The sequence below is a fragment of the Shewanella salipaludis genome, assembly GCF_012911865.1.
GTDB lineage: Bacteria > Pseudomonadota > Gammaproteobacteria > Enterobacterales > Shewanellaceae > Shewanella > Shewanella salipaludis.
In genome coordinates this window covers 258,130-283,813 of record NZ_JAAXYH010000002.1, presented here as the reverse complement: position 1 = coordinate 283,813, position 25,684 = coordinate 258,130, and the positions used below count along the sequence as shown (strand labels likewise).

24 protein-coding genes are annotated in these 25,684 nt (G+C 56.6%); 19 read left to right on the top strand and 5 right to left on the bottom strand.

Annotation, left to right across the window (positions count from 1 at the left end; genetic code table 11):
- Window positions 1-37: 37 nt before the first annotated feature.
- Together HC757_RS04235 and dusC are read right to left on the bottom strand one after the other, a co-directional pair.
- Window positions 38-400, bottom strand: a complete 363-nt coding sequence (locus HC757_RS04235; protein WP_169563057.1) for a TraR/DksA C4-type zinc finger protein — start codon at window positions 398-400, stop codon at window positions 38-40.
- 125 nt (window positions 401-525) lie between these two features.
- Window positions 526-1,470 (bottom strand): tRNA dihydrouridine(16) synthase DusC, encoded by a 945-nt coding sequence (gene dusC, locus HC757_RS04230; protein WP_169563056.1) that lies wholly within the window; start codon window positions 1,468-1,470, stop codon window positions 526-528.
- A 305-nt stretch (window positions 1,471-1,775) separates the two neighbouring features.
- Between dusC and HC757_RS04225 the strand changes: the two genes are divergently transcribed.
- The 13 genes from HC757_RS04225 to nadE all read left to right on the top strand — a co-directional run bounded on the left by HC757_RS04225 (window position 1,776) and on the right by nadE (window position 15,837).
- Complete coding sequence (locus HC757_RS04225) at window positions 1,776-2,264, top strand: HvfA family oxazolone/thioamide-modified RiPP metallophore (RefSeq protein ID WP_169563055.1); 489 nt, start codon at window positions 1,776-1,778, stop codon at window positions 2,262-2,264.
- A 157-nt stretch (window positions 2,265-2,421) separates the two neighbouring features.
- Window positions 2,422-3,258, top strand: coding sequence for an HvfB family MNIO-type RiPP peptide maturase (locus HC757_RS04220; RefSeq protein WP_169563330.1), 837 nt, complete (start codon window positions 2,422-2,424; stop codon window positions 3,256-3,258).
- Window positions 3,258-4,004 carry an HvfC family RiPP maturation protein gene (locus HC757_RS04215; protein WP_169563054.1) on the top strand — a complete coding sequence of 249 codons (747 nt, stop codon included), beginning with the start codon at window positions 3,258-3,260 and terminating at the stop codon, window positions 4,002-4,004. Before HC757_RS04220 ends, HC757_RS04215 begins: the two co-directional genes overlap by 1 nt.
- A 283-nt stretch (window positions 4,005-4,287) precedes the next feature.
- Complete coding sequence (locus HC757_RS04210) at window positions 4,288-4,656, top strand: YbaN family protein (protein ID WP_169563053.1); 369 nt, start codon at window positions 4,288-4,290, stop codon at window positions 4,654-4,656.
- Between the two features lie 174 nt (window positions 4,657-4,830).
- Window positions 4,831-5,382, top strand: coding sequence for an adenine phosphoribosyltransferase (apt, locus tag HC757_RS04205; protein WP_169563052.1), 552 nt, complete (start codon window positions 4,831-4,833; stop codon window positions 5,380-5,382).
- Between the two features lie 117 nt (window positions 5,383-5,499).
- The gene (gene dnaX, locus HC757_RS04200; protein ID WP_169563051.1) at window positions 5,500-8,187 is read left to right on the top strand and encodes a DNA polymerase III subunit gamma/tau; all 2,688 of its coding nucleotides are present in this window, start codon (window positions 5,500-5,502) and stop codon (window positions 8,185-8,187) included.
- Window positions 8,188-8,352: 165 nt separating this feature from the next.
- A complete protein-coding gene (locus HC757_RS04195; protein ID WP_169563050.1) occupies window positions 8,353-8,682 on the top strand; it encodes a YbaB/EbfC family nucleoid-associated protein in 330 nt (109 codons plus the stop codon).
- Window positions 8,683-8,694: 12 nt separating this feature from the next.
- The gene (recR, locus tag HC757_RS04190) at window positions 8,695-9,294 is read left to right on the top strand and encodes a recombination mediator RecR (RefSeq protein WP_169563049.1); all 600 of its coding nucleotides are present in this window, start codon (window positions 8,695-8,697) and stop codon (window positions 9,292-9,294) included.
- Window positions 9,295-9,493: 199 nt separating this feature from the next.
- Window positions 9,494-11,407, top strand: coding sequence for a molecular chaperone HtpG (gene htpG, locus HC757_RS04185; protein WP_169563048.1), 1,914 nt, complete (start codon window positions 9,494-9,496; stop codon window positions 11,405-11,407).
- Window positions 11,408-11,487: 80 nt separating this feature from the next.
- The gene (locus HC757_RS04180; RefSeq protein WP_169563047.1) at window positions 11,488-12,348 is read left to right on the top strand and encodes a tetratricopeptide repeat protein; all 861 of its coding nucleotides are present in this window, start codon (window positions 11,488-11,490) and stop codon (window positions 12,346-12,348) included.
- Between the two features lie 138 nt (window positions 12,349-12,486).
- Window positions 12,487-13,131 (top strand): adenylate kinase, encoded by a 645-nt coding sequence (gene adk / locus HC757_RS04175; protein WP_169563046.1) that lies wholly within the window; start codon window positions 12,487-12,489, stop codon window positions 13,129-13,131.
- 366 nt (window positions 13,132-13,497) lie between these two features.
- Window positions 13,498-14,802 (top strand): inosine/guanosine kinase, encoded by a 1,305-nt coding sequence (locus HC757_RS04170; protein WP_169563045.1) that lies wholly within the window; start codon window positions 13,498-13,500, stop codon window positions 14,800-14,802.
- 204 nt (window positions 14,803-15,006) lie between these two features.
- Window positions 15,007-15,837, top strand: coding sequence for an ammonia-dependent NAD(+) synthetase (gene nadE / locus HC757_RS04165; protein WP_169563044.1), 831 nt, complete (start codon window positions 15,007-15,009; stop codon window positions 15,835-15,837).
- A 78-nt stretch (window positions 15,838-15,915) separates the two neighbouring features.
- On the opposite strand, the gene HC757_RS04160 is transcribed toward nadE, so the two are convergent.
- The gene (locus HC757_RS04160) at window positions 15,916-16,437 is read right to left on the bottom strand and encodes a DUF6942 family protein (RefSeq protein ID WP_244623115.1); all 522 of its coding nucleotides are present in this window, start codon (window positions 16,435-16,437) and stop codon (window positions 15,916-15,918) included.
- Between the two features lie 39 nt (window positions 16,438-16,476).
- Window positions 16,477-18,687 (bottom strand): diguanylate cyclase, encoded by a 2,211-nt coding sequence (locus HC757_RS04155; RefSeq protein WP_244623113.1) that lies wholly within the window; start codon window positions 18,685-18,687, stop codon window positions 16,477-16,479.
- A gap of 246 nt (window positions 18,688-18,933) precedes the next feature.
- Between HC757_RS04155 and HC757_RS04150 the strand changes: the two genes are divergently transcribed.
- The 6 genes from HC757_RS04150 (at window position 18,934) to HC757_RS04125 (ending at window position 24,307) form a co-directional block, all read left to right on the top strand.
- Window positions 18,934-19,779: a mechanosensitive ion channel family protein gene (locus HC757_RS04150; RefSeq protein ID WP_169563043.1), complete on the top strand. Its 846-nt coding sequence runs from the start codon at window positions 18,934-18,936 to the stop codon at window positions 19,777-19,779.
- A 96-nt stretch (window positions 19,780-19,875) separates the two neighbouring features.
- Window positions 19,876-20,706, top strand: a complete 831-nt coding sequence (locus HC757_RS04145) for a magnesium transporter (RefSeq protein ID WP_169563042.1) — start codon at window positions 19,876-19,878, stop codon at window positions 20,704-20,706.
- Window positions 20,707-20,764: 58 nt separating this feature from the next.
- Window positions 20,765-22,096: a magnesium transporter gene (locus HC757_RS04140; RefSeq protein WP_169563041.1), complete on the top strand. Its 1,332-nt coding sequence runs from the start codon at window positions 20,765-20,767 to the stop codon at window positions 22,094-22,096.
- 47 nt (window positions 22,097-22,143) lie between these two features.
- Window positions 22,144-23,049, top strand: coding sequence for a 30S ribosomal protein S6--L-glutamate ligase (gene rimK, locus HC757_RS04135; RefSeq protein WP_169563040.1), 906 nt, complete (start codon window positions 22,144-22,146; stop codon window positions 23,047-23,049).
- A gap of 262 nt (window positions 23,050-23,311) precedes the next feature.
- Window positions 23,312-23,656, top strand: a complete 345-nt coding sequence (locus HC757_RS04130) for a GFA family protein (protein ID WP_169563039.1) — start codon at window positions 23,312-23,314, stop codon at window positions 23,654-23,656.
- Between the two features lie 141 nt (window positions 23,657-23,797).
- Window positions 23,798-24,307, top strand: a complete 510-nt coding sequence (locus tag HC757_RS04125) for a GNAT family N-acetyltransferase (protein WP_342343036.1) — start codon at window positions 23,798-23,800, stop codon at window positions 24,305-24,307.
- A gap of 406 nt (window positions 24,308-24,713) precedes the next feature.
- On the opposite strand, the gene HC757_RS04120 is transcribed toward HC757_RS04125, so the two are convergent.
- Window positions 24,714-25,598, bottom strand: coding sequence for a LysR family transcriptional regulator (locus tag HC757_RS04120; RefSeq protein ID WP_169563037.1), 885 nt, complete (start codon window positions 25,596-25,598; stop codon window positions 24,714-24,716).
- Window positions 25,599-25,684 lie beyond the last annotated feature (86 nt).

The window sequence follows — 25,684 nt, the reverse complement described above, 5'->3', positions numbered from 1 at the left end:
CAAACCGAGGTTCGCCCCGTATCCACGGCCGGCGATATCAATGATCCAGTCTGAGTTCTTGCCTATGCTGCTGTTGATAGCGGGCATTGCAGCGCTCGCATCTCTGCTCCGTGGGATCGGCGCCGAGCCGTTCGGCTTCAATCTCGGCTTCACAGTCGGCGCAGAGACCATAGAGCCCCAACTCCAGTTGACATAAGGCAGCATCCAGCCTGGCGAGCCTGGCATACAAGTCGTGGTGGCTGAGTTGCAGTGCCAGCAGCAGTTCAATGAGTTCAGACAGTGTCTTGTGAGTCAGCTCACTGCTTTGTTCCTGCAACTGGAGTAGGCTGGCCAGCTCCTGCCTCAGCCGGCTGTCGAGCGAGGATAATGCCTGTTCTATATGGGTTCTTTCTCTGCTCACGGGATCCGCCTGTGTTTATGCTCCTAGAGTATAAGGATGCCATCGACAGGCGGGAGGCGGTGTTGATGAAGATCAATTCAGGGTGAGATTGTGATTAAATTGGCTGCTTGCGTCCCGGGCCTGGCTCAGTCCATCGCCAATCTGGCCTGCTCCAGCGCCCTGACTATGTCCTGGGTGGTCTTATGCACCCTCAGGCTTCTGAATAACTCGTCGGCCTCCGGGTATTGACGGTTGAGGTAACTGAACCATTGCTTGATCCGTGCCGGGTAGTAATCGCTCTTGCGGCCGCTGAGTTCTCTCTGGGTATAGCCGAGCATAAGATCCAGGGTTTGTAGCCAAGTGTAAGGCGTGGCGCCGGTTTTTATGGTATCGGCCAGATTCGGCAAGGATATGGCGCCGCGGCCTATCATCAGGCTGTCGCAACCTGTGACCGTCATGCAACGCTCTGCGTCTTCACTGTTCCAGATCTCCCCGTTGGCGATAACCGGGATCGGCAGCCGCTGCCTCACTTCCGTTATGTATTCCCAGTAGGCCGGTGGGCGATAGCCGTCTGTCTTGCTGCGGGCATGGATGGCCAGCTCGCTGGCACCGGCTTCATACACGGCCAGGGCATTCTCCATAAACAGTGACTTATCTTCGTATCCCAGGCGGATCTTGGCGGTGACCGGCTGACTTTCCGGGACCGCCTGGCGCATGGCCCTGACGATGTCGTGTATGCTGTCTGGGTACTGGAGCAGGACGGCGCCGCCCTTGCTGCGGTTGACTGTTTTGGCCGGACAGCCGAAGTTGGCGTCGACGCCATTGGAGCCCAACGCTATGGCACGCATGGCATTTTCTGCCATCCAGCCGGGTTCTTGCCCCAGCAGTTGGACTCTGACCGGGGTACCAGAAGGGGTGTTCCCCTGATTGAGCAGCTCGGGGCAGAGGCGATGAAACACCTTTTCCGGCAGGAGTTGGTCGACCACACGGACAAATTCGGTGACCAGGAGATCGAACGGATTGATCTCGGATAAGATGTCACGCATTAAATCGTCAACCACGCCCTCCATAGGGGCCAGAATGATACGCACTGAGAACTACCTGAACAGCTAAATAAAGGGCGAGCATTCTACCCCATGGGGCCGCAGTTACAAAATCGCCGTCTGACGGCCGAGTACCAGGGGATATCAGATCGACGCAAATTTAATAGTTTGATTTTCATTGCAAAAATAGGCTAATTTGCTGGGGTGTAATCTGAGGGTATGGATTTGAGGTGCACAAGAATATTTTGGTTGAAATAAAATGTCTTATCTCAGGGTCTCTTAAGGCAAGCCAGCACTCACACATTGTTGGCGAGTGTCTGTCATACAATAACAAATAGATGAAGGAAATCATTATGAGTTCAGTGAAAAAAACCGCAGTAGCCGTCGCCTTGGGCGCAGTCGTCATCAGTTCAGCCTTTGCCGCCGAGGCGCAGGTGAACCCATTTGGCTTCGAAAAAATGAACGCAGGTTACCAACTGGATGGCGGTGAAGGTAACTGTGGTGCCGACAAGAAAGCCGAGGAAGGCAAGTGTGGTGCAGATAAGAAGGCCAAAGAAGGCAAGTGCGGTGAAGCCAAGTGTGGCGCCGAGATGAAGAAAACGGCCGCCATGGCCAAGGCCAAAGAAGGCAAGTGCGGTGAAGCCAAGTGCGGCGCCGAGATGAAGAAAACGGCCGCCATGGCCAAGGCCAAAGAAGGCAAGTGCGGTGAAGCCAAATGCGGCGCCGAGATGAAGAAAACGGCCACCATGGGTAAGGCCAAAGAAGGCAAATGCGGTGAAGCCAAGTGTGGTGCCGACATGAAGCAAGCCCATGAGGGTGAAACGGCCAAGAAAGGTAAGTAACCCATACCACTGTTAGCCAGGGGCGCGAATGGCCCCAGGTTCGGCAGTAGTCGTTCTGGCCAGCCTCTGCTGGCCTTTCTGTATGGCAGCGCCGCGAGAGGCGCTAAAGCATAAGGGCGGGTGGAGCATGGCAGAAGGAAACATGGCTGGAACCGATATGGCGGCCAACGCCAAGGTGGGGTTGGGATTGCGACGTGAGATGCTCGATGGCTTCATGGCGCACATTCCCGAGAGCATAGATTTTTTCGAGGTCGCGCCCGAGAATTGGATGACCCTGGGTGGCAGCTATGGCAACAAGTTCGCGGCCCTGGTCGAGCGTCGGCCCTTCTTCTGTCATGGTTTGTCCCTGTCTATCGGTAGCCTGGCGCCGCTGGATGTCGAGTTCGTCAAGCGCATCAAAACCTTTCTCGATAGCCATAAGATAACGGCCTATTCGGAGCACCTGAGTTACTGTTCGGGGGAGGGCCATATGTATGACTTGATGCCTATCCCCTTCACCGAGGAAGCCGTGCGTTATGTGGCCGAGAGGATCAAGCGGGTGGAGGACATACTGGAGCGCAGCTTCATCCTGGAGAATGTGTCTTTCTATGCCGCCCCTGGGGCACAGATGTCGGAGCAAGAGTTTGTCACCGCGGTGCTCGCCGAGGCCGATTGCCGTTTGTTGCTGGATGTAAACAACATCTATGTCAATTCGGTGAACCATGGCTACGATGCGCAGGCATTCTTGCGTGCCATGCCGACCGAGCGTATCGCTTACCTGCACATCGCCGGACATCATAGGGAAGCGGACGATCTGTTGATCGACACCCATGGCGCCGAGATCATAGATCCCGTGTGGCAGTTGCTGCGCGAATGCTACGCTGTGCATGGGGTATTTCCCACCCTGTTGGAGCGGGACTTCAACATTCCCGCCACCCAGGACTTGTTGCGGGAGATAACCCGGATCCATCGTTTTCAGGATGCCGCGGCCACCAGTAGCGGCAGGAGTGCCTGATGTCATTTACCGAATTACAAATCGCCTTCATGAACTATGTCCGCGATCCTGCCAACCCCTTGCCACAGGGGACGGACAGCAGGCGTATGGGGGTCTACCGCGAGTTATTCTTCAATAACATCCAGGGGTTTATCGCCAGTGCCTTTCCCGTGCTCAAGAGCCTGTATGCTGAGGCATCTTGGTTGGCATTGGTGCAGGACTTCTTCGCCCATCATGACTGCCGGACGCCGATTTTCGTCAACATTGCCCAAGAGTTCCTGGATTTTCTGCAGCAGGAGTATGTACCCAAGGGCCAGGATGCCCCCTTCATGCTGGAGCTGGCCCATTACGAATGGCTGGAATTGGCCGTGGCCATAGCCCAGGATGAACCGACACAGGCTTGGCTGAGTGATGCCGAGGTGACATGCCGGCCCTTGAGCCTGGCGGCGACCGCCAGGGTGGCGCAGTATACTTATGAGGTGCAGCGCATCAGTCAGGATTACCGCCCCGCAGCGCCGGCCGCCAGTCCCTTATTTTTTTGTGTCTATCGTGACAGGGAAGATGAAGTGGCCTTCCTGCAACTCAATCCCCTGAGTGCCCAGGTGTTGGCTTATATGGCGCAGCGAGGGGAGGTGGTGCTGACGGAGATAGTCGCCTGGTTGGAACGACTCTATCCGCAGATGACGACCGAGGCCATAATACAGGGGAGTTCGCAGTTATTGCGGCAGTTGGCGGCGCTGGGAATAATACGCAGCCCAGCCGAATAACCCTACAAAAAAGTTGGTTTTTATTGGCAAGGCAAACCGTTACAATGACGGCCATTTATGATCTGACTCACTGAACCTTACTGAGAATCCATAGGAGCCGTAATGAGCGCGCCGTTTAAAGACCCATTTAATGTACTGTATTTTATTGGCTTTATTTTAGTTCTGCTGTTGCCTACCTTGCCGACTACTATGACATGGTTAAAAATTGCCGGCTTGATCTAGGACAAGGTTCAGTCACTTTCAAGCCACTCTCCGGGGTGGCTTTTGTGTTAAAGGGGCTTGGATGAGATTAAAACGCGGATTCTTTCTTTTCTGTGGGCTATGCAGTTTAGCGCTGGGCCTGGTCGGGATCTTCCTGCCACTGCTGCCCACTGTGCCCTTTATTCTGTTGGCGCTCTTTTGTTTCGCGCGCTCGAGCAAGAAACTGCATCTTTGGCTGCGACACCATCCCTGGTTTGTCGACAGCCTGGATCATTGGGAGCATCACAGGGCAATGCGGCGCAGCTTGAAGCGCAGGGCCTTGTGGTTGACCGGGCTCAGTTTCTGCGTCAGTTTGATCTTGGTGCCCCTCTGGTGGCTCAAGGCCGTCGTCTTTGGGATAGCCTGTGGAGTATTGCTGTTTATACAGAGTATCCCCGAAATCGATGACTAGCACCTAAACAGAAGGCGTGCGGTTTCACATCCTGGCGATGGCCGTCTTGCAACCGGATTTAAAGCGGCTTAAGCTTGAGCCTGATTTTGCAGAGGTCCACTTCGGGTGGACTTTTTTGTTGTATAAGTCCTGGCGTTGGTCCGGCATATCCAGACATTTGAGATCTCATTTATTATGACAATGAACACAGCACGCTTATCCTTGATTAAGCAGAGCATCAAAGCCATCCCCGATTACCCCAAGGCGGGCATTTTGTTTCGTGATGTTACCAGCTTGCTCGAGAGCCACGAGGCTTATCAGGCGACCATAGATCTGCTGGCAGAACATTACCTGGGACGGGGTTTCACCAAAGTTGTCGGCACCGAGGCCCGTGGCTTCTTCTTCGGCGCCCCTCTGGCACTCAGGTTAGGCGTAGGTTTCGTGCCGGTGCGCAAACCGGGCAAACTGCCGCGGGCGACACTGAGCCAAAGCTATGCCCTGGAGTACGGTGAAGATGTGCTGGAGATCCATAGCGACGCCATTGGCGCCGGTGACAAGGTGCTGGTGGTCGACGATCTGCTGGCAACGGGCGGTACCATAGAAGCCACGGTAAAACTGATCCGCCAGCTGGGCGGTGAAGTGAAAGATGCCGCCTTCGTCATTTCCCTGCCCGATTTGGGCGGTGAGGTGCGTTTGACTCAGTTAGGCCTTGAGTTGGTTAAACTTTGTGAGTTTGAAGGCGAATAAAACGCCACCCCGGGAAGCGCCCTGGCGGCCAATATAGCCAGTGTCGGCATTGCATGTTATTGTGCCAAAAATCCCGGGATTAACCCGCTTCAGATAACAGCTACTTTGGGGAGTTCCATGTCTTATCAGGTGTTGGCCAGAAAGTGGCGTCCTGCCAAGTTCGAGCAGATGGTAGGACAGTCTCATGTGTTGCAGGCCTTGACCAATGCCTTGAGCCAGCAGCGTTTGCATCATGCCTATCTGTTTACCGGCACCCGGGGTGTGGGTAAGACCAGCCTGGCACGCCTGTTCGCCAAGGGACTCAATTGTGATCTCGGGGTGACCGCCAGTCCCTGTGGTCAGTGTGCCAGTTGCGTCGAGATTGCCGAGGGCCGCTTCGTCGATCTCATCGAAGTGGATGCGGCATCCCGCACCAAGGTAGATGACACCCGGGAACTGCTGGACAATGTGCAGTACCGGCCGACCCGCGGCCGCTTCAAGGTCTATCTGATAGACGAAGTGCATATGTTGTCCCGCAGCAGTTTCAATGCCTTGCTCAAGACGCTGGAAGAGCCGCCCGAGCATGTGAAATTTTTGCTGGCGACCACAGATCCGCAAAAACTCCCGGTGACAGTCCTGTCCCGCTGTCTGCAGTTCAACCTGAAGAGCCTGAGCCAGAGTGAAATCTGTGCCCAGCTGACCCATGTGTTGACCCAGGAGCAACTGAGCTTCGAACCTCAGGCGTTGACGCTGTTGGCCAAGGCCGCCAATGGCAGCATGCGCGATGCCCTCAGCCTGACGGATCAGGCGATAGCCTTCGGTGGCGGCAAGGTATTGCTGACCCAGGTGCAGACCATGCTGGGCAGCATAGATGAACAGCAGGTGTTGGCGCTGCTGCAGGCGCTGACCTCGGGCGATATTGCCAACTTGATGCAGACCACGGCCCAGGTGCTCGCCTATGGCGCAGATGCCGACCAGGTGCTGCGCAGTCTGCTGGAGTTGCTGCATCAGATAACCCTGACCCAATTCGCCAGCGCGGCGGCGCAGCAGTCGCGCTACAGCCTCCAGATAACGGCCTTCGCCGAGCAATTGAGTGCCGAGCAGGTGCAGCTCTACTACCAAATCTTACTCACTGGTCGTAAAGATCTGCCCCATGCGCCGGATCCCAAGTCCGGCCTGGAAATGGCATTGCTGCGGGCGGTGGCCTTCGTGCCGGAGAAACCCGTGCAGCGTTGGACTGTCGACGCCAAGGCGACAGTCTCCTTGCCCGAAGTGAAACCCGCAGCGCCCCAGGCCGGGGAGCCGACAGGGGAGCAAACAGGCCCGACAGCGCAGGCGCAAGCGAGCCCAGAGGTAACGCCAGGACAGCAGGCGGTAGCAGATGAAGATGAGGATGAGGCGCCAGACAGCGCCCTGTTGGCCGAGCAGTCACTGATCCTCAGTCAGGCTCAGAGCCAGGGTTTCGCGCCCCAGCCCCAGTCAGAGCTTCAGCCCCAGCTCGAACCCAAGTCCCAGCCAGAGTCCGCCGCCGTAGCTGCGGATGCCGGGCAAACAGCGCCAACCGAGGCTGAAACAGGGCCCCTGACAGAGCTCCTGCCAGAAACACAAACAGAGACCCAAACTGAGACGGGAGCGGCACAGCCAGCTGCGTCCGGCGCCGAGGAAGAGGCATCCTATGCCGACTATCCGCAGGCCATGGCGGCACAGGCCGGCCCGGACGATGGCGGCTATTATCCGGATGATGCCACTTATGCCATGGACTATTCCGACAACCTTGCCGCGTCCGAGCAGAGCTACGATAAGAGCTATGCTCAGAGCCATGATCAAAGTCATGATCAAAGTCATGAGCAGAGCCATGCACAGACGGCCGGGCAGGGCGACGAGTCAGCCACAGAGGCTTCCCTGTTTGACGACGATATTCTCGACGCTGTATTGGCCGCGAGAAATTCACTGCTGTCGGACATAGACGCCTTGGCCGCTAAGGACGGTGAAGCAAAAAAGCCCCAACTGGCGCCCAAATTGGCTCCGCAGCCAAGAGGCCAGCAGGCGGCAGATAAGTCTGAGTCTGTGGTCCAGGAGCTGGCCCTAGTGCCTGAACAAGTCCCTGAGCAAGTGCCTGCTCAAATGCCAGCCCAAGTGCCGGCCAAGGCCGAAAGAGACATTGCAGCAGCGCCCGGCATGGAGACACAGGTCGCGGCTCGGGCAGATGATGACAGGCCGCCCTGGGAGGCTCCTGCCGAGGCAGAGCCTCGGACGCCTGAGCCACTCGAGCCTGTCGCCGCGGCTGCGCCACGAGAGCGGGTGTCCGAGCCCGAGGCGCCGACTATGGCGCCAGCCAGGGCATTGGCCGCACCAAGCACGGCGATCAGCGGCCATCCGCTCGACCTGCACTGGTATAAGCTGATGTCCAGTTTGGAGATAGGTGGCCGGGTCAGGCAGCTGGCGGTCAATTCCGTATGCCAGCGACTCGAGTCGCCTCTGCCTTTGCTGCTGAAGCCGGATCAGAAACACCTGGCGGCGGATATCGCCATAGAACAGTTACAGCAGGCCTTGAGCCAGGCCCTGGGTGAGCCGCAGCAGGTGACTATCCTCGTCGGTCAGGATGGCGAGCGGGAGACCCCGTTGGAACTGCGCAAGCGTTTTCACCGCGAGTTGTTGCAAGAGGCCCAGGCCGCCTTGCTCGGCGATGACAAGATCCAGTGGCTGATGACTAAGCTGGGGGCCCAATTGGATCCGGATAGCCTGAGTTATCCGCCGGAACACCTGAGCCAGCGCAGCCAGGCGATTGCCTCGCTGACCCATGATAGGGTGCCGGCCGTGAGTTAATCTGCAGCAGGCTGATGTTCGAGTCAGCCTGGGTTAGCTTACCCGTGTTAAATGATGCATGTGAAATAAGCCTGGATGGCGGCAGTCGTTGCCAATCCATTTTTTTTAAGTAAGATTAGCCAACTTTGACCGGTTGCTAACAACCCTAATTGAAGAGATATGACTATGTTTGGAAAAGGCGGAATGGGCAATCTGATGAAGCAAGCCCAAATGATGCAAGATAAAATGGCCAAGGTGCAGGAAGAAATCGCCCGCATGGAAATGACGGGCGAATCCGGTGCCGGCCTGGTGAAAGTGACCATGACCGGCAGCCACACAGTGCGTAAGGTCGAAATCGATCCCAGCCTGATGGAAGATGACAAGGAAATGCTGGAAGACCTGATCGCCGCCGCCTGTAACGATGCCACGCGCCGTATCGAAGAAAACCAGAAGGCCAAGATGGCCGAAGTGACCGGCGGCATGCAGTTGCCACCCGGCATGAAAATGCCTTTCTAATCGAGGCTGTCCATGAAATTCAGTCCCCTGGTCGATGAGCTCATTCAGTCGTTGCGTTGTTTACCCGGCGTCGGCCCCAAGTCGGCGCAGCGCATGGCTTTCCAACTGCTGGAGCGGGACAGACGTGCCGGACTCAAGCTGGCTACGGCCCTGGGCAGTGCCATGAGTGATGTGGGCCATTGCCAGTCCTGCCGCACTTTTACCGAAGAAAGCCTATGCCCCATCTGTGCCAGCGCCAAGCGCGGCCGGGCCGGCATCATCTGCGTGGTCGAGACCCCGGCGGATGTGCTGGCGATAGAAGCCGGCGGCCATTTCAACGGCCGTTACTTCGTGCTGCTGGGGCATCTGTCCCCCCTGGATGGGGTCGGCCCGGAGGAACTTGGGTTGGCACGGCTGGAGCAACACCTGGCCGAGGGCGAGGTGACTGAACTTATTTTGGCCACCAACCCTACGGTCGAAGGCGATGCCACGGCCCACTTCATCGCAGACATCGCCAGGCGCTATGAGGTCAGCATCAGCCGCATCGCCCATGGGGTGCCTGTGGGGGGCGAGTTGGAGTATGTCGACAGCACCACCCTGGCGCTGTCTTTCAACGGCCGTCTGCCACTCTGAGCTGACTGCGGCTGCGCCGAGTCATGAGTGACATCCAAGCCCGGGTAATACCGGGCTTTTTGTTGCCTTTTTAGTCAGTTGGGCAGAGATTCATTTTCTCCCCTTGAAAAAGCCATTTTGAGCCCCATTTCTGTAACATCGGCGACTGATTTACGGCGCTTGGGTAATACTTATTTTGGTAACAACAAGGGAAAATTTCATGTCACATCAAGAAACTCATGGTTTTCAAACTGAAGTCAAACAGCTGTTACAGTTGATGATCCACTCTTTGTATTCCAACAAAGAAATTTTCTTGCGTGAACTCGTGTCCAATGCTGCCGATGCGGCGGACAAGTTGCGTTATCTGGCTCTGACCAATGATGCTTTATACGAAGGCGAAGGCGAGCTGAGAGTCAGGATCAGCACAGACAAGGACAAGGGCACTGTCACCATAGAAGACAACGGCGTCGGCATGACACGTGATGCCGTGATCGAGCACTTGGGTACCATAGCCAAGTCGGGCACCGCCGAGTTCTTCAAGAACCTCTCGGGTGAAGCCTCCAAGGATTCCCAGCTGATAGGTCAATTCGGTGTCGGTTTCTATTCCGCCTTTATCGTAGCCAAGAAAGTCTCTGTGCGTACCCGTGCGGCCGGACACGACGCCGACGAAGGCGTGTTGTGGGAATCCGAAGGCGAGGGCAACTTCACGGTCGAGACCATCACCAAGGCGAGCCGCGGCACCGAAATCACCCTGTACCTGCGCGACGAAGAAAAAGAATTTGCCGATGATTGGCGCCTGCGCTCCATCATCACCAAGTACTCGGATCACATCTCAGTGCCAGTCGAGATGTTCCAGCCCGGCACCCCGGAGCGCGAGGGTGAAGATGGCGAGAAGATCCCGGCCACCGAAGGTGAGTGGCAGGTGATGAACAAGGCTACCGCCCTGTGGACCCGCAGCAAGTCCGACATCAGCGACGAAGAATACCGGGAGTTTTACAAGCATATCTCCCATGACTTCACAGATCCCCTGCTGTGGAGCCACAACAGGGTCGAAGGCAAGCAGGAATACACCAGCATGTTGTACATTCCTGCCAAGGCGCCCTGGGACATGTGGAACCGGGATCGCAAACATGGGCTGAAACTCTTCGTCCAGCGGGTATTCATCATGGACGACGCTGAGCAGTTCATGCCATCTTACCTGAGATTCGTCCACGGCCTGATCGACTCCAACGATCTGCCGCTGAACGTGTCGCGGGAAATCCTCCAGGACAACCAGGTGACCAAGGCGATGCGTGTCGGTATCACCAAGCGGGTGCTGGGCATGCTGGAGAAGCTGGCCAAAGACGATGCCGACAAGTACCAGCAATTCTGGGCCGAGTTTGGCCAGGTACTGAAAGAAGGCCCGGCGGAAGACTTCGCCAACCGTGAACGCATCTCGGGTCTGCTGCGCTTCGCCTCGACCCATACGGATTCTGCGGCCACCACAGTGTCGCTGGATGACTATATCGGCCGCATGAAGGAAGGCCAGGACAAGATCTACTACATAGTCGCCGACAGTTATGAAGCCGCCGCCAACAGCCCGCATCTGGAGCTGCTGCGCAAGAAAGGCATAGAAGTGCTGCTGATGTCCGAGCGCATCGACGAGTGGTTGATCAACCACCTGACCGAATACAAGGAGAAGAAACTCCACTCTGTTACCCGAGGCGATCTGGAACTGGGCGAGCTGGAAGATGCGGCCGAGAAAGAAGCGGCCGAGAAGCTGGCGAGCGAGTCAGCTTCCCTGGTCGAACGTTTGAAGACGGCGCTGGCCGACAAGGTGGCCGACGTCAAGGTCACCAGTCGCCTGACAGACACACCGGCCTGTGTGGTTGCAGGTGAAGGCGAGATGTCGACCCAGATGATCAAACTGATGCAGGCCGCGGGTCAAGCCGTGCCCGAGGTCAAGCCTACCTTCGAGATCAACCCGAGCCATCCTCTGATGGCGCATCTGGATGGGCAGCAGGACGAAAGCCTGTTCAAAGACTGGGCCGAACTCATGCTGCAGCAGGCACAATTGTCTGAAAAGGGCAGCCTGGCGGATCCTTCTGCCTTCATCAAGCTGATGAATCAGATGTTGTTGGCTAGCATTAAGTAACAGGGCATGGAGGCGCTTGGCCTCCTGCCCGGGGATCAACATGGCGGTACCTGTTACCGCCATTCTTTTTAGGAAAGGCTATGGAAAACGTCCTTAATCTCACCAAAGACAACATACAGCAAGTCGTCGATGCCTCGATGCAGCAGGTGGTAGTGCTGGTGTTTTGGGCCGAACAACAAGCCGACAGCCTGGCCATGGCCCACAGGTTGGAAGCCCTGGCGCAGCAGCATGCCGGACGTTTCCTGCTGGCGAAGGTCGACTGCGAAGCGGAAATGGAGATCGCCAGCTACTTCCGCATTCAGAGTCTGCCTACGACCCTGGTACTGGACAAGGGCCAGCCGGTAGACGGTTTCGCCGGGCTGCAGGACGAGCAGCAGATAGGCATAATGCTGGACAAGTATCTGCCGCCGGTATGGCAATTGCAGCTGGACGAGGCCAAGGCCCTGCTGGCGCAGCCCGAGGTCAGCGACGAGATGCTGTCGACGGCACAGGTGCTGCTCAAGGAGGCCCAGAGCCAGTCGACGACCGCCGAAATCAGCCTGGTGCTTGCCGATGTGTACCTGCAGCAGGAAGATTACACCGCCGCCGCGGCCTTGCTCGACAAGATAGGCCTGGCGGATCAGGACGGCTACTATCAGAGCCTGAAGGCCAAGCTGGCTTTGGCACTGGAGGCGGCCGATACGCCGGAAATCCGCGAGCTGCAACAGAAGCTGGCGCAGACACCGGACGATTTGACGCTCTTGATCGCATTGGCGCGGGCGCTGCACCAGGCCCATAGGGACGATGAGGCGCTGGGTTCTCTGCTGGCCGTGCTCAGGCAGGACATGACGGCACTCAATGGCGATGTTAAACAAGTGTTTATGGAAATCCTGACCGCCTTGGGTCAGGGCCATGGCGTCGCCAATCAGTATCGGCGTCAGTTCTACAGCTTGCTTTATTGAGGCTCCGCCGGGCCCGTCGAGGGTGGGCTGGCTCCCATCCTCGAGCTAAAGTCGAGCTCATCCCCTTCTAAATGGCGGCCAATTGTGCGAAGATCGCCGCCCTAAGAAGAATATCAATGCGAAAAGAGGACTCTTGAAATGCGCATTATCCTATTGGGCGCCCCAGGTGCCGGTAAAGGTACCCAGGCTCAATTCATCATGGAACAGTACGGCATTCCACAAATTTCTACCGGCGATATGTTGCGCGCCGCCGTCAAAGCCGGCACGCCGCTGGGATTGGAAGCCAAGAAAGTCATGGATGCCGGACAGTTGGTGTCCGACGAATTGATCATTGGCCTGGTGAAAGAGCGTATTACTCAGGACGACTGTGCCAAGGGCTTCCTGCTCGATGGTTTCCCGCGCACCATTCCCCAGGCGGATGCGATGGCGGCGAATGGCATCAGCATAGATCATGTGATCGAAATCGATGTGCCGGACGAGGAAATCGTCAAGCGCATGAGCGGTCGCCGGGTGCACCCGGGTTCGGGCCGTGTCTACCATGTGGTATTTAATCCACCTAAAGTGGCAGGCAAGGATGACGTCACGGGCGAAGACCTGGCCATCCGTCCCGATGACGAAGAAAGCACGGTGCGCAAGCGCCTGGCCATCTACCACGAGCAGACCAAGCCGTTGGTGGATTACTATGGCAAGGTGGCCGCCGCAGGCCAGACCCAATACAGCAAGTTCGACGGTACCCAAGCCGTCGCCGCCGTGAGCGAGCAGATAGAGGCGGCGCTGAGCTAAGCGTCCCACCGATAAGTCTGTCGAAAGCCTGCCTCAGTTGCAGGCTTTTTTTATGGGCGCTCGTAGCGCTGGGCACTCGCCACCCGGGCTGATCGTGCCCGCTTGGCCGCCACTCAGCCTGAATAAGCCTGAATAAGCCTGAATAATAAACTCTGGCTCACACTCAGGCACAATCGCCGTGGATAATTGTCGCCAAGGCCTGGGTTAGTCTGGCGCCGGCGGATTTTTGTGATAGAATCTGCCGCCATTCGACCGGCCGCAGTGGTTACAGCGTTTGGTCTACAATCACAATTATCAGGGACTTCGAGGCTGTGCTTGCCTGTTCGGAGTCCGGTTTGCATGGATGCCAGCGAGAGAGAACCCAGTATGAAGTTTCCCGGTCAGCGTAAGTCCAAGCATTACTTTCCCGTCAAAACCCGTGATCCCTTGCTTGAGCAATTGACCCAGCAACCCCAGGCCTTCTCCGCCTATGTCTGTGGCATAGATCAGACGCTGGTGGATATCGAAGCCAAGGTCGAAGACGAGCTGCTGGCTCGCTATGGCTTGCCCAAGGGCAACTCCACCCTGATAGATGACGAGCAAGCCCATGCGCTCTACCAGGAGCTCAAGCGTCAGGAGCTGATCAGCGATGAGTTTGCCGGCGGCACCATAGGCAACACGGTACACAACTACTCGATACTGGCCGACGACAAGTCAGTGCTGTTCGGGGTGATGAGCCAGAATATCGAAGTGGGCAGCTATGCCTATCGTTACCTGTGCCATACCTCGTCCAAGGTCGATCTCAACTACCTGCAGCCCGTCGATGGTCCCATAGGGCGTTGTTTCACCCTGATCTCTGCCTGTGGCGAACGCACCTTCGCCATCAGCAAGGGCGCCATGGATAAACTGACCCCTGAGTATATCGACGAGACCGTGGTCAAAGGCAGCTCGGCCCTGGTACTGACGGCCTACCTGATGCGTGCCAGCGGTGGCGATCGCATCACAGAGGCGGCCATGTGTGCCATAGAATACGCCAAGCAAGCCGAGGTGCCCGTGGTACTGACCCTGGGCACACGTTTTCTCATCGAAGAAGATCCCAAGTGGTGGCAGAATTTCATCAAGGAAAACGTCACAGTGCTGGCGATGAACGAAGATGAAGGCGAGGCCCTGACCGGCTTCAGCGATCCCCTGTTGGCCAGCGAAGCCGCGCTCGAGTGGTGCGACATGGTGCTGACGACTGCCGGCCCCATAGGCCTGTATACCGCGGGCTATACCGAAGAGTCAGAAAAGCGCAGCACCAGCCATACCCTGTTGCCGGGCGCCATCCCAGAGTTCAACCGTTACGAGTTCTCGCGCCCGCAATTGAAGCAGGACTGCCAGACGCCGCTCAAGGTGTACGCCCATATTTCGCCTTACATGGGTGGTCCCGAGCAGATCCGCAACACCAACGGCGCCGGCGATGGTGCCCTGTCTGCCTTGCTGCATGATTTGGCCGCCAACACCTTCCACAAGACCAATGTGCCCGGCTCGAGCAAACATAAGCGCGACGGCCTGTGCTATTCCTCCTTCTCACAGATCTGCAAATATGCCAACCGGGTCGCCTACGAAGTGCTGGCCCAGCATAGCCCCAGGTTATCCCGTGGCCTGCCGGAGCGGGAAGACAGCCTGGAAGAGGCATACTGGGAAAGATAGCCGCCGCCGTTAGCCAGGCGCAGAGACTGAGACGATCCTTGATGATCGTCTTTTTTTATTTGTCCTTCCCCGGCAGGTAATTAGCAGTTCAGGCCCGGGCAAATAAATGCTAAATTTGGAGCATTCGAGACGGCAGACAGGAATGGCCCGCGGCCTGATCCAGTTGCCGGTAAAACAGACAGAACAAACCTAGTGGAGTGGCTCGTGAAAGGACAAATCCTGAAAGAAATGAAGGTGCTCAAGGCGATCGATGCCGAGTATGAAGTGCAGAGGCGTGTCGACTTCATCAAGGCTAAGCTGCAGGCATCCCATACCCATACCCTGGTGCTGGGGATCAGCGGCGGTGTCGATTCCTCGCTGGCCGGCCGTCTGTGTCAGTTGGCGGTGACGTCCCTGAACCAGGAGCCGGCGACCGGCGAATACCAATTCATCGCCGTCAGATTACCTTACCGGGAACAGAAGGATGAAGACGAGGCCCAGATGGCCTGCCGCTTCATCCAGCCATCCAGGCTGGTGACTGTCAATGTACATCCGGGGGTCGACAGCATCCACGAATCGACCCTGTTGGGGCTCAGGGAGGCCGCCGTCGGCTTGCCCGGGACCGAGAAGATAGATTTCGTCAAAGGCAACGTCAAGGCCAGGATGCGTATGGTGGCCCAGTATGAAATCGCCGGCCTCCTGGGTGGGCTGGTGGTGGGCACGGATCACAGCGCCGAGAATCTCACCGGGTTTTATACCAAGTGGGGCGATGGCGCCTGCGACTTGGCGCCCCTGTTCGGTCTCAACAAACGTCAGGTACGTCAGCTCGCCAAGTTCCTCGGCGCCCCCGACATCCTGGTGCATAAGGCACCGACGGCGGATCTGGAATGTGACAGGCCCCAGCTGGAAGACGAAGTCGCGCTGGGGCTGAGTTATGACCAGATAGACGATTTCCTCGAAGGCAGGGTAGTGGATAAGGCGGTCGAAGATAAGCTGATCGGCATCTACCGGGCGACCCAACATAAGCGTCAGCCGATCCCTACCTTGTACGACTAATGCTTCTGGCAAATGCTTTTGGCATAGACAGCGAGGCGCCCGGTAGTCATACCCGGCGCCTTTTTTATTGGCCGGTTTTCAGGGCTGCGCCCTGAGCCAGTCACGGCTCTTGGCTAGCAGCAGATTGGGATATTGGCGGTAGTCCGGGTAGGGGCTCAGCAGCACCCGCTGCCCTCCCTGGGTGTCGATTCGCAGCAGCTTGCCTGCGTCATCCAAGGCTTGGCCCAGAGTGCCATGGAGCCCCAGCGCCTGACTGGCGACACCGCCGCATACCAGGTGGCGGTCGGCATCGACCAGGGCCTCGGCCCCTATGCGAATTTGCTCATCTTGCTTCAGCAGTTGGGTGTCGCGATAGGCGCGCCAATCATCATCCGGGGCACAGATTTTCGCCATTATGGTGAGGATCTTGCGCCAGTGATTGCCGTTGAGGGCGATGAGGCGTGGCACAGCATCCGCATCCGTATGCTGCCAGCCCGGGTCCAGCAGCGGCGGATTGGGCAGGTAGAAGGCGACCTTGGCCGAAGGCCTGCCAAGCCATGCCGCCTCAGGGGGGGCAGGGGGCGTTGGTGATAGCTTTGAATGGGAGTCCGCTGATGGCATTTGGGTTACTTTAGGTTGAGGCAATGGCCGCAGTATAAATCAGATCTGCTCCTGAGTGCCGGTTTCCGTCGCCGGCGTCAGTATGCTGAGGCTGATCCTGTTACGGCCGGCATTTTTGGCCCGGTAGAGATTGATATCCGCCTGGCGCACCCAGTCTTCCAGGTTCTCGCTGAAGCAGGCGCTGGCGACGATGGCGCCAATGCTGGTGGTGATGCTGAAGCTGCGTTTCCCCTGGGGACAGGTGATGACCAATTGGGTCAGTTTTACCCTGAACTTCTCCAAGTGTTCCTCGATGTTCAATACATTGCATTGGGGCAGTATCAGAATGAATTCTTCGCCACCGTATCTGGCGATTATGTCTATGTCACGGCAAAAATGATGCCTGAGCAGCTCGGCCACCGCCCGCAGGCATTCATCGCCGCCCTCATGGCCGTAGTTGTCGTTGACTTGCTTGAACAGGTCCAAGTCCAGGATGGCGATGGCTATGGGTTGATCGTTACGTTCACAAAAGTCCTGGATCCCGCCGAAGCGTTGCTCGGCATAGCGGCGATTATACAGGCCTGTGAGTGAGTCTTTCTCGGCCAGGTGCTTGAGCTTGGCGTTGGCCAGCTCCAGCTCATGGGTCCTGATGGCGACCTTTTCTTCCAATTCGAGTTGATGGCGGAGCAATTGTTGTTTGCTGTTGACTAGCTTCTGGTACAGGCGAAAGACCTCCAAGGGCGAGTGCTCATCGAGCAATTGCTCCTGGATCTCTTCCTTATTCAGCTTATTGAACTTGCTGGCGATGACTTCCAGTGGCCCTGTGAGCAGTTTACTCACCACCTTAGTGACGTAGAAGGCGAACAACAGGGAAACAATCAGGATCAGGAAGGTATTCAGGTAGAGCCGCTGCGCCAGTTGCAGCAGGGGCGAGAAGGGCTCAAGCACATAGAGCTGCCAGCCATTGTCGAGCCTATGGCGGGAAAAAATATACTCGGGACTGTCTCTACTCAGATCTTCAAGGTTCAGCATGTCCAGCTTGGTCTGATAAGACTTGCCACTCGGGGCATAGTTAAACTCGCTCAGGGGGGCGAGCTTCAGTGGCTTGGAGGCGTAGATGACCTTGTGCTTGTCGTCTATGAGCACTATGGATTGCTGTTGATGATCGATATTCTGTTTCTCTATCGAGATAAAATGGCTCACGTCCAGTGAGCCTTCGATGATCCCCGCCGCTTGCTGCTCGCCCCCGAGATAGAAGGGGGCGCTGATGGCGACTATGGGATCGCTGCCGAACCCCCGACCGAGAAATACCGACGACAGATAGGTCTTCCTGTTGTACAGGGCCTCGGTGAAATAGGGCCTGTCCTGAATCGAATACTGTTTGTCCCGCATCGAGACATCCTGCATGTGCGACTCAGGGCTGGCGGCCACTAATTGTCCTTGCCTGTTGGCGATCAGCATGGTGATGAAACTGGGATACCTGTCATGCAGGCCGGACAGCAGTTGTTGTCTCAGCGCCTCATCCGCTCCCGTCTGGCTGAGCCAGTGAGCGGCATTGGCTATCACTGTTTGGTGGTTATCCAAATAATTCTGGGTCGCCTGTCCCAGATGATTCGCCGAATCCTGCAGGTTTTGCTTGAGTAAGACTTGTTGTTTATCCAGGAAAAAATGATTGGAGACCAAGATGGAAATCAGCAGGCTCGAGGTGAGCAACAGGGTGAATATATAGGTCAGCTGGGTGCTGAAGTTACGCCTGCGCTTCTCTTTGAGCCTGCCCTTGAAATGCCAGAACCCGGGCACCAGGAGTATGGCAACGGCCCCCAGGCTGATGTAGATGAGGCCGTTGACGCCCTGTTTGATGACGGCAAACAGCATATGCTCCCTGGGCAGATCGGTAAACTGACCGATATAGAGGTAGGTCAGTGGCATCCCGAGTAGCAACCAGTAACAGATGCCGGCATACAGGGCATAAATATCCCGGCGTTTGGCAAAGCCCAGCCACAGGGCCTCGGCGATAAAGATGGGGTAAGCGTGCGGGCTCGACCAGGAAAGCATCAGCCCCGTGGCACATAACAGGGCCGAGACCAAGGCATACCAGGGACCCAACAGCACAGCCACTATGACATAAGCCATGTTTCCCAGTATGAGCTGGACATTGGCAAACAGCGGCAGGGGATAGAGATTACTCAGCAGCCCCAAGGCGCCCAGCAACAGGGCAAAGCTCAGTTTATGAACCTCGACCGAGGCTAAGTTGAATGGCAATGCCTTCAAAGTACCGACCCATGGGTGTGATTATCTTTAGCCATGCTATTAGCTAACCTGCTCATATTCAATGTTTTATACATTTATTTAACCTGACGCTGGCCAGGCTCGTTACCGAATGTAACAGGCGATCGTTGTTTTAAGTAAAGCATGCCGGAGTGGGCTTGTCTGCTACCCCAAGTCGGGGGTAGCGAATGGCAGATTCTTGTTCCAGCAACTACCTTATTTAAACCAGCAGCTTATTAGGGGTTATTCATGAGTGAAGCCGCAGCGGGCGGATGGCATAACGCCCTGGCCGTCAGTTATGAACAACTGCTCGGCTACCTTGTCGCCTATGTGCCGCAAGTCGTCGGTGCCTTGTTCTTGCTGCTGTTGGGCTGGCTCATCGCCTGGGGGCTCTCCAGGCTGACGACTTCCCTGCTGCTGTTGTTGCGTAAGTTCCTCGATGGCTTACTGACCAAGCTCATCCCGGCGAAGACCCTGGACATCAAACCAAGGCAAATTCGGATCATGGGGAAAAGCGTGTTTTGGGTGGTGATGCTGTTTTTCTTTGCGGCGGCAACCTCGAGCCTGGGAATGGATTTCATCGCGACCTGGCTGCAGCTGCTACTCGGTTATGTACCCCGTTTGTTGGCGGCGGGGATCATCATCATCAGTGGCTATTTCATCGGCAGCATGGCCGGGACCATGGCGATGGCAAACGCCGGGCCCAGCGGATTCAGACAGACTTATCGTATCGGCACCGTCATTAAGATAGTCATAGTGTCCATCGCCATAGTGATAGGCATAGAACAGCTGGGGATCAACATCCAGTTTTTCACTACCCTGGTGTTGGTGCTGCTGTCGGCCCTGAGCGCCGGCATCGCCCTGGCCTATGGTTTAGGCTGCGCCGAACTGGTGAAGAACCTGGTGGGTGCCAAGCAGGCCAGGAAACATTTTCGTCTGGGGGAATGCATCGCCATCGCCGGCATCCGCGGCGAGTTGGTCGAGATCTCCGCCACCATGTTGATCCTGGATACCAGCCAGGGACGGGCAGTGGTGCCGGCCAAGCTGTGCCTGGAGGCCCAGGCCAGCATAGTGGCTGACGAGGAGACTCAATAGTGGCGCCGCCATGTGGTCCGCTCCTGGCCATGACCTTTGTGGGCGAGGTCTTTGCGGGCTTGGGGACGGCGCTGGAGCCGCCGCACGGGAGGCAAGATGAACTCTGCCAATCTTAGGCTCAGCATTCATTATATGACGATCGAACCCCAGGCCGCCGCCCGTCAACTGGAGCTGTTGCCCGCAGGGCAAGGGGGCTTGCTGTTGCAACAGGCCCCGACCGGGGTTGCGGCCAGAGTGCTGCAAGCCATGCTGCCCGATTTTGCGGCAAAAATTCTGCCGCTACTGACAGATGGACAAAACAGCAAACTGATACAAGAGCTTAGCTTGACAGATGTGGCCGCTATCTTCAGGTATTTGCCCGGGGATGCCAGGCGGCATCTGCTGCCATTCTTGCCCCAGGGCAAGCAGGCCCTCTGCAAGATGCTGCTCAATTACCCTGAATATACAGTGGGTGCCCTGGTGGAAACCGACGTGCTGATGCTCGACAGCAAGATGAGCATAGCCGAGGCCCTGCTGCGGCTGAAGCGGCGCAACTACGCCTACCTCCAGTGGCTGTATCTGGTCAATGCCTCCAGGCGACTGGAGGGCAGGGTCGGCATAGGCGACTTGTTCCGCCATCCGCCGATGACCCTCATCGCCGGCATCATGTCCAAGCCGGGCCCCAGACTCAACGCCGCGACCGAACTGCAGACCGCCCTGGCGCTGGATATCTGGCAAGGCCAGGACACAGTGGCGGTGATCAACCGCAGGCAGGAGTTTATCGGCGTCTTGCATCACCATCATTTGCGTAACCTGGTCCGCCGCCAACAGCGGGCCGACACCCGGGCCGACGCCATCCCGGCCGAATTACTCGAGCTGTACGGCGATACCCTGGTATCCCTGGCCGAGCTGTTTTCATCATCCAAGACACGGGAGTCGCTCAACTGAGGCGAGTCTCACCCTGTCACCCCGGGTGGCAGCACAGATAGCGAATGCCGAGGCGTGTATGTCACTCGAACAACAACAGCTGGCTGAAACCTCACTCAGCCTGAACCAGGATTTCTTCACCCGCTACCCCGCCAGGAGCGCCCGGCACCTGGCGCGCATTCCGGCCATCGAAGGAGCCGAATTGTTGCAGAGCCAGGCGCCCGGGGTGGTCATGGCCCTGTGGCGCTTCCTGCCTGCGGGGACGGCGGACAGCATCTTCGTGCATTTCCCGCTCGATTTCGCCCTGACCCTCATCACCCGGCTCGATACCCATATCGCCATCGCCTTGCTCAGCCGTTTGCCCATGGACACCCGAACCGCCCTGATGGCCCGGCTGGCCCAATCCGAGCCGGGATTGGCCCAGGAATTTACCGAGCTGCTCGGTTACCCGGAGGACACCGCGGCGCGGCTGATGACCACCAGGGTCAATGTCTTCTACGATGAACTGAGCGTCGCCGATGCCCTCAGGCAGCTCAGGCAGCGTAAATTGCCGGGCCAGGAGGTCATCTATGTGCAAGACAGCAACCTGGCGCTGGTGGGGGAGATAGGCCTGGCGCAGCTGCTCGCCGCCGATGCCGGCGAGCAGCTGGGGGTCATCGCCGAACCGCTCAAGGCGGTGCTGAACGCACTCGACAGCAAGGAGCGGGTGATAGAAGTGTTCGAAGGCCATAGATGCAGCGCCATTCCTGTGCTGGATCTCCATGAGCAGATCCTGGGCGTGATACATTTCTTCGATGTCTATCAAAGCACCAAGGAAGATCTGACCAGTGACATGCAAACCATGGTGGGTGCCAGCAAGGAGGAACGGGCCCTGTCCAGCAGTTGGTTTGCGGTGCGCAAGCGCCAGCCCTGGTTACAGATCAACCTCCTGACCGCCTTCGCCGCCGCTGTCGTCGGCTCCTTCGAAGGACTCATCTCGCAAATCACCGCCCTGGCCATATTGCTGCCGGTGGCGGCGGGGCAGTCGGGCAATGCCGGTGCCCAGGCCCTGGCGGTCACCATGCGTGGCCTTACCCTGAGGGAGATCAGCACCCGCCACTGGCTCAGGGTCTTGCTCAAGGAGTTGTTTGCCGGGCTGTTGAATGGACTCGCCATCGCCGTCACCTGCTCGATAGCCGTCTATTTCTGGAGCCATTCCTTCGGCCTGGCGTTGGTGATCGCCATCGCCATGGTGCTGTCCCTGGCCATCGCCTGCAGCGCCGGCGCCATAGTGCCCATCATGCTGAAGAAGTTTGGCCTGGATCCGGCGCAGTCATCATCCATAGTCTTGACTACTATTACAGATATCGCCGGTTTTCTGTCGTTCCTTGGTATCGCCTTGTTATTGTCCGACATGTTGCCGCGCGGCTAGTGGCCTGAGGCATAGCAGGCCCAGGCCCATCAACCAGGATTAACAAGATGAAGATTGCTATTCTTTCCCGCAACAAAAACCTCTATTCCACCTCGCGCCTCCTGCAGGCGGGTAAGGAACGGGGACACGAGATAGAGGTTATCAATACCCTGCACTGTGACATAGACATCGCCAGCAGCCACCCGGCGTTGCGTTATAAGGGCAGGGACCTGGAGCGCTACGATGCCGTGATCCCGCGCATAGGCGCCTCTGTCACTTTCTACGGCACGGCCGTGGTGCGCCAGTTCGAGATGATGGGCACTTACAGCATCAACGAATCCGTGGCCATCAGCCGCTCCCGGGATAAGCTGCGCTCCCTGCAGTTGCTGTCGCGCAAGGGCATAGGCTTGCCGCGAACCGGTTTCGCCAATCGCCCGGATAATATCCGCGAACTGATAGACACTGTGGGCGGCGCGCCTGTGGTGATCAAGCTGCTGGAAGGCACCCAGGGGATAGGGGTGGTGCTGGGGGAAACCATCAAGGCGGCCGAGAGCGTGATCGAGGCTTTCATGGGGCTCAATGCCAACATTCTGGTGCAGCAATACATAAAAGAAGCCGGCGGCGCCGACATACGTTGCCTGGTGGTGGGGGACAGGGTGGTGGCGGCCATGAAACGTCAGGCCCAGAAAGGTGAGTTCAGATCCAACCTGCACCGCGGCGGCACGGCCGAGATAGTCAAGTTGACCCCGGTGGAGCGGGCCACCGCCGTGGCGGCGGCCAACATCATGGGGCTCAACATGTGTGGCGTCGACTTGCTGCGCTCAAACACGGGCCCTGTGGTGATGGAAGTCAACTCCTCCCCCGGGCTGCAGGGCATAGAAACCGCCACCGGCAAGGACGTGGCGCAGATGATCATCGCCTTCATAGAGAAGAACGCCAGGCCCAACCGCAACCGCACCCAAGGCAAGGGCTAGGCGTGAACGCCGGTCCCAGGGATCTGTGTACTTGCTGTAGCTTTGCGATACGAAGCCTCGCTGGCGAGTGAGGCTGCTTAAGCTTGAAACCAGCGCTGTTAGGGGGGATCCGCTCTGAATTTGGTAAGTTGATAAAATACAATCAACTAGCTATGCTCATTTCTGCTGTTTTTATGAAGTAAAAGCGCAGGCGTACCATAAAATCATGCGTACCATAAAGCCAGGCGTACCAAGACGAAAGATGAGCGGATGAGGAGTGAATATGAGCCATACAGGACGTTGTCATTGCGGAAAAATTAGCTTTGAAGTAGAGGGAGACTTTGAGTCGGTGCTGGAGTGCAATTGTTCTCACTGCAGCAGCAAAGGCTATCTATTGTGGTTTGTCCCCCGAGCCGATGTTTCTGTCAAAGCGGAAGACAATTCATTGTCTACCTATACCTTCAATAAACACGAAATAAAGCACCATTTCTGTTCCACATGTGGTAGCGCGCCATTTGGATTTGGAACGAATAACGGGGTCGAGATGGCGGCAATTAACGTCAGGTGTCTTCAGGATATCGACCTGTCTTCGATCAAGCGGGACTTTGTCGATGGCCGCGCTTTCTAACCCGTGACTAAACCGTCATAATCTACCGTCATAATCTGCCGTCTTGGGCCGGGTGCCGGATGGCAGATGATGGCGTGTCGGGATTTTTGTCGGAGTGGGTGGGTAAACATGCTTTCAAGGTATCAAACAGCGAGATTAAGGGTGTTGGAAATCGCCCGCGATGCGGAACCCTTTGAGCTTAATGCACTTCTGCAGCGGGTGACTGAGCTGCTGACGCCTGCCGTGGTCGAAAACCTGCCGCCATATTTTCAGGGTATCGCGTCGCTTGCCGATGCCGAGCGCTGGCTTGAACTCATGCTGTCCGAGAGCCGTTTATTTGCCGTCCAAGATAAGGACAGCGGCTCCATTCTTGGTTTCTTATTCGTCTACATTGAAGATGAGCATGATGCCCACATAGGTTACCTCCTGGGTGAAGCCTATTGGGGCCAAGGTTTAGCCAGCGAGCTGATAAGGGGGCTAATAGCACTGGCGATGCAAGCGCAAGAGTGGAGCAAGTTGATCGGCGGTGTCGATAAAACGAATCAGGCTTCCTCCAACTTGTTGCGTAAACTGGGGTTTGTTGAGCGGCCAGCCGTTGAGCCGTCAGCCACCGAGCCGTCAGCTATAGATAGTCAAGTCGCATTCTACGAGTATCACCTCTCCCGGCCATAAGAGTGTCAGGCACAGCAGTGGCTAGCCGGTTTCAGCGGTAACGTCCAATAATTCAAAAAATTTCAAGTTATGGAAATTTGAGTTTGAGGATGATTAATGCCTAAAACCATCGCAAGGCCATCTCTCATAGGTTGGCCTGCATATCTGCTGGTTGAACACAATCAATGAAGCCGCCGCATCAACTTTTTACGCTGCTTCTGACAGACATCCTTCACAGACAGGTGCTGTACTAGGCAGAAGATGATGCCCGGAGCAGGGATCGAATAGGGTCTATGCCACCATTCAGTAGTTCAGTGGCGTGCCATCATCCAAGACAATGATCCCAGGTTAGGAGATCATTGCCCGTGGGTTTATCTGAATTGAACTCACAGCGAGAAGCGGACATTCACAGCACAGGAGTATATTTTTAGATAATCTCAGAGATCCAGTCAGCAAACGCGCGCACGGCAGGAGAAAGGAAGCGCTGATGCGGATAAAGCAAAGTTACCGGCACTGACGGCGGCTGCCAATCAGCCAGAACCTCGATTAACCTTCCTTCTCGCAGGTGCTCTGACACAATATGCTCAGTAAGCTGCACCAATCCGAAACCTTCCAGACACATTTTGATGTAGAGCCCTGTTTCATTAACGGCAACTTCTCCACTTACAGGAACCGAGAATGTTTCGGAACCGCGGACAAAGTGCATTTCGTTCGCACGCTTTGTTTGGCTTGAAAAATAGTGGATCGCCTTGTGCTGAGTCAATTCTTCAGGTGACTGCGGAACACCATATTCCCTGAGGTAGTCAGGCGATGCACAGGTTGCCCAACGAAACCGGCCCAGTGGTCGGGCAACAAGGGTGGAGTTATTCAGCTCCCCTGATCGAATCACACAGTCCACGCCCTCCTGAACGAGATCAATCTGTCGATCATTCACGCCAATCATCAAATAGATATCTGGGTAACGTTGGCAAAAGTCTTTCAGGTTTGGCATGACGATGAAATGAGCGATCCCGCTAGGCATGTCAACCCGCAAACGCCCCTGTGGCCGCATGACAGAATCTGTCAGACTGGATTCTGCATGCTCGATGAGGGAGAGTATTTCTCGGCATTGCTCAAGATACTGTAGTCCCTCTGGGGTAAGGCTTACCCGCCGGGTGGTCCTGTTCAGCAGGCGCACCTTCAGGTATTTTTCAAGGCTTTTAATGGTGCTGGTTACCGTCGATGACGGCAGTGAAAGCGTTTCCGCCGCGCGCACAAAACTTCCTGCTTCTGCGACTCGCATAAAGATTTGCATAGCCTGAATACGATCCATAGTCCTTCTTCCCAGTCGATAAATCTGCTTAACATCATTATTCGTAGATTATGAATTATGAAAACACTTTAAGCATCTTTTTCACG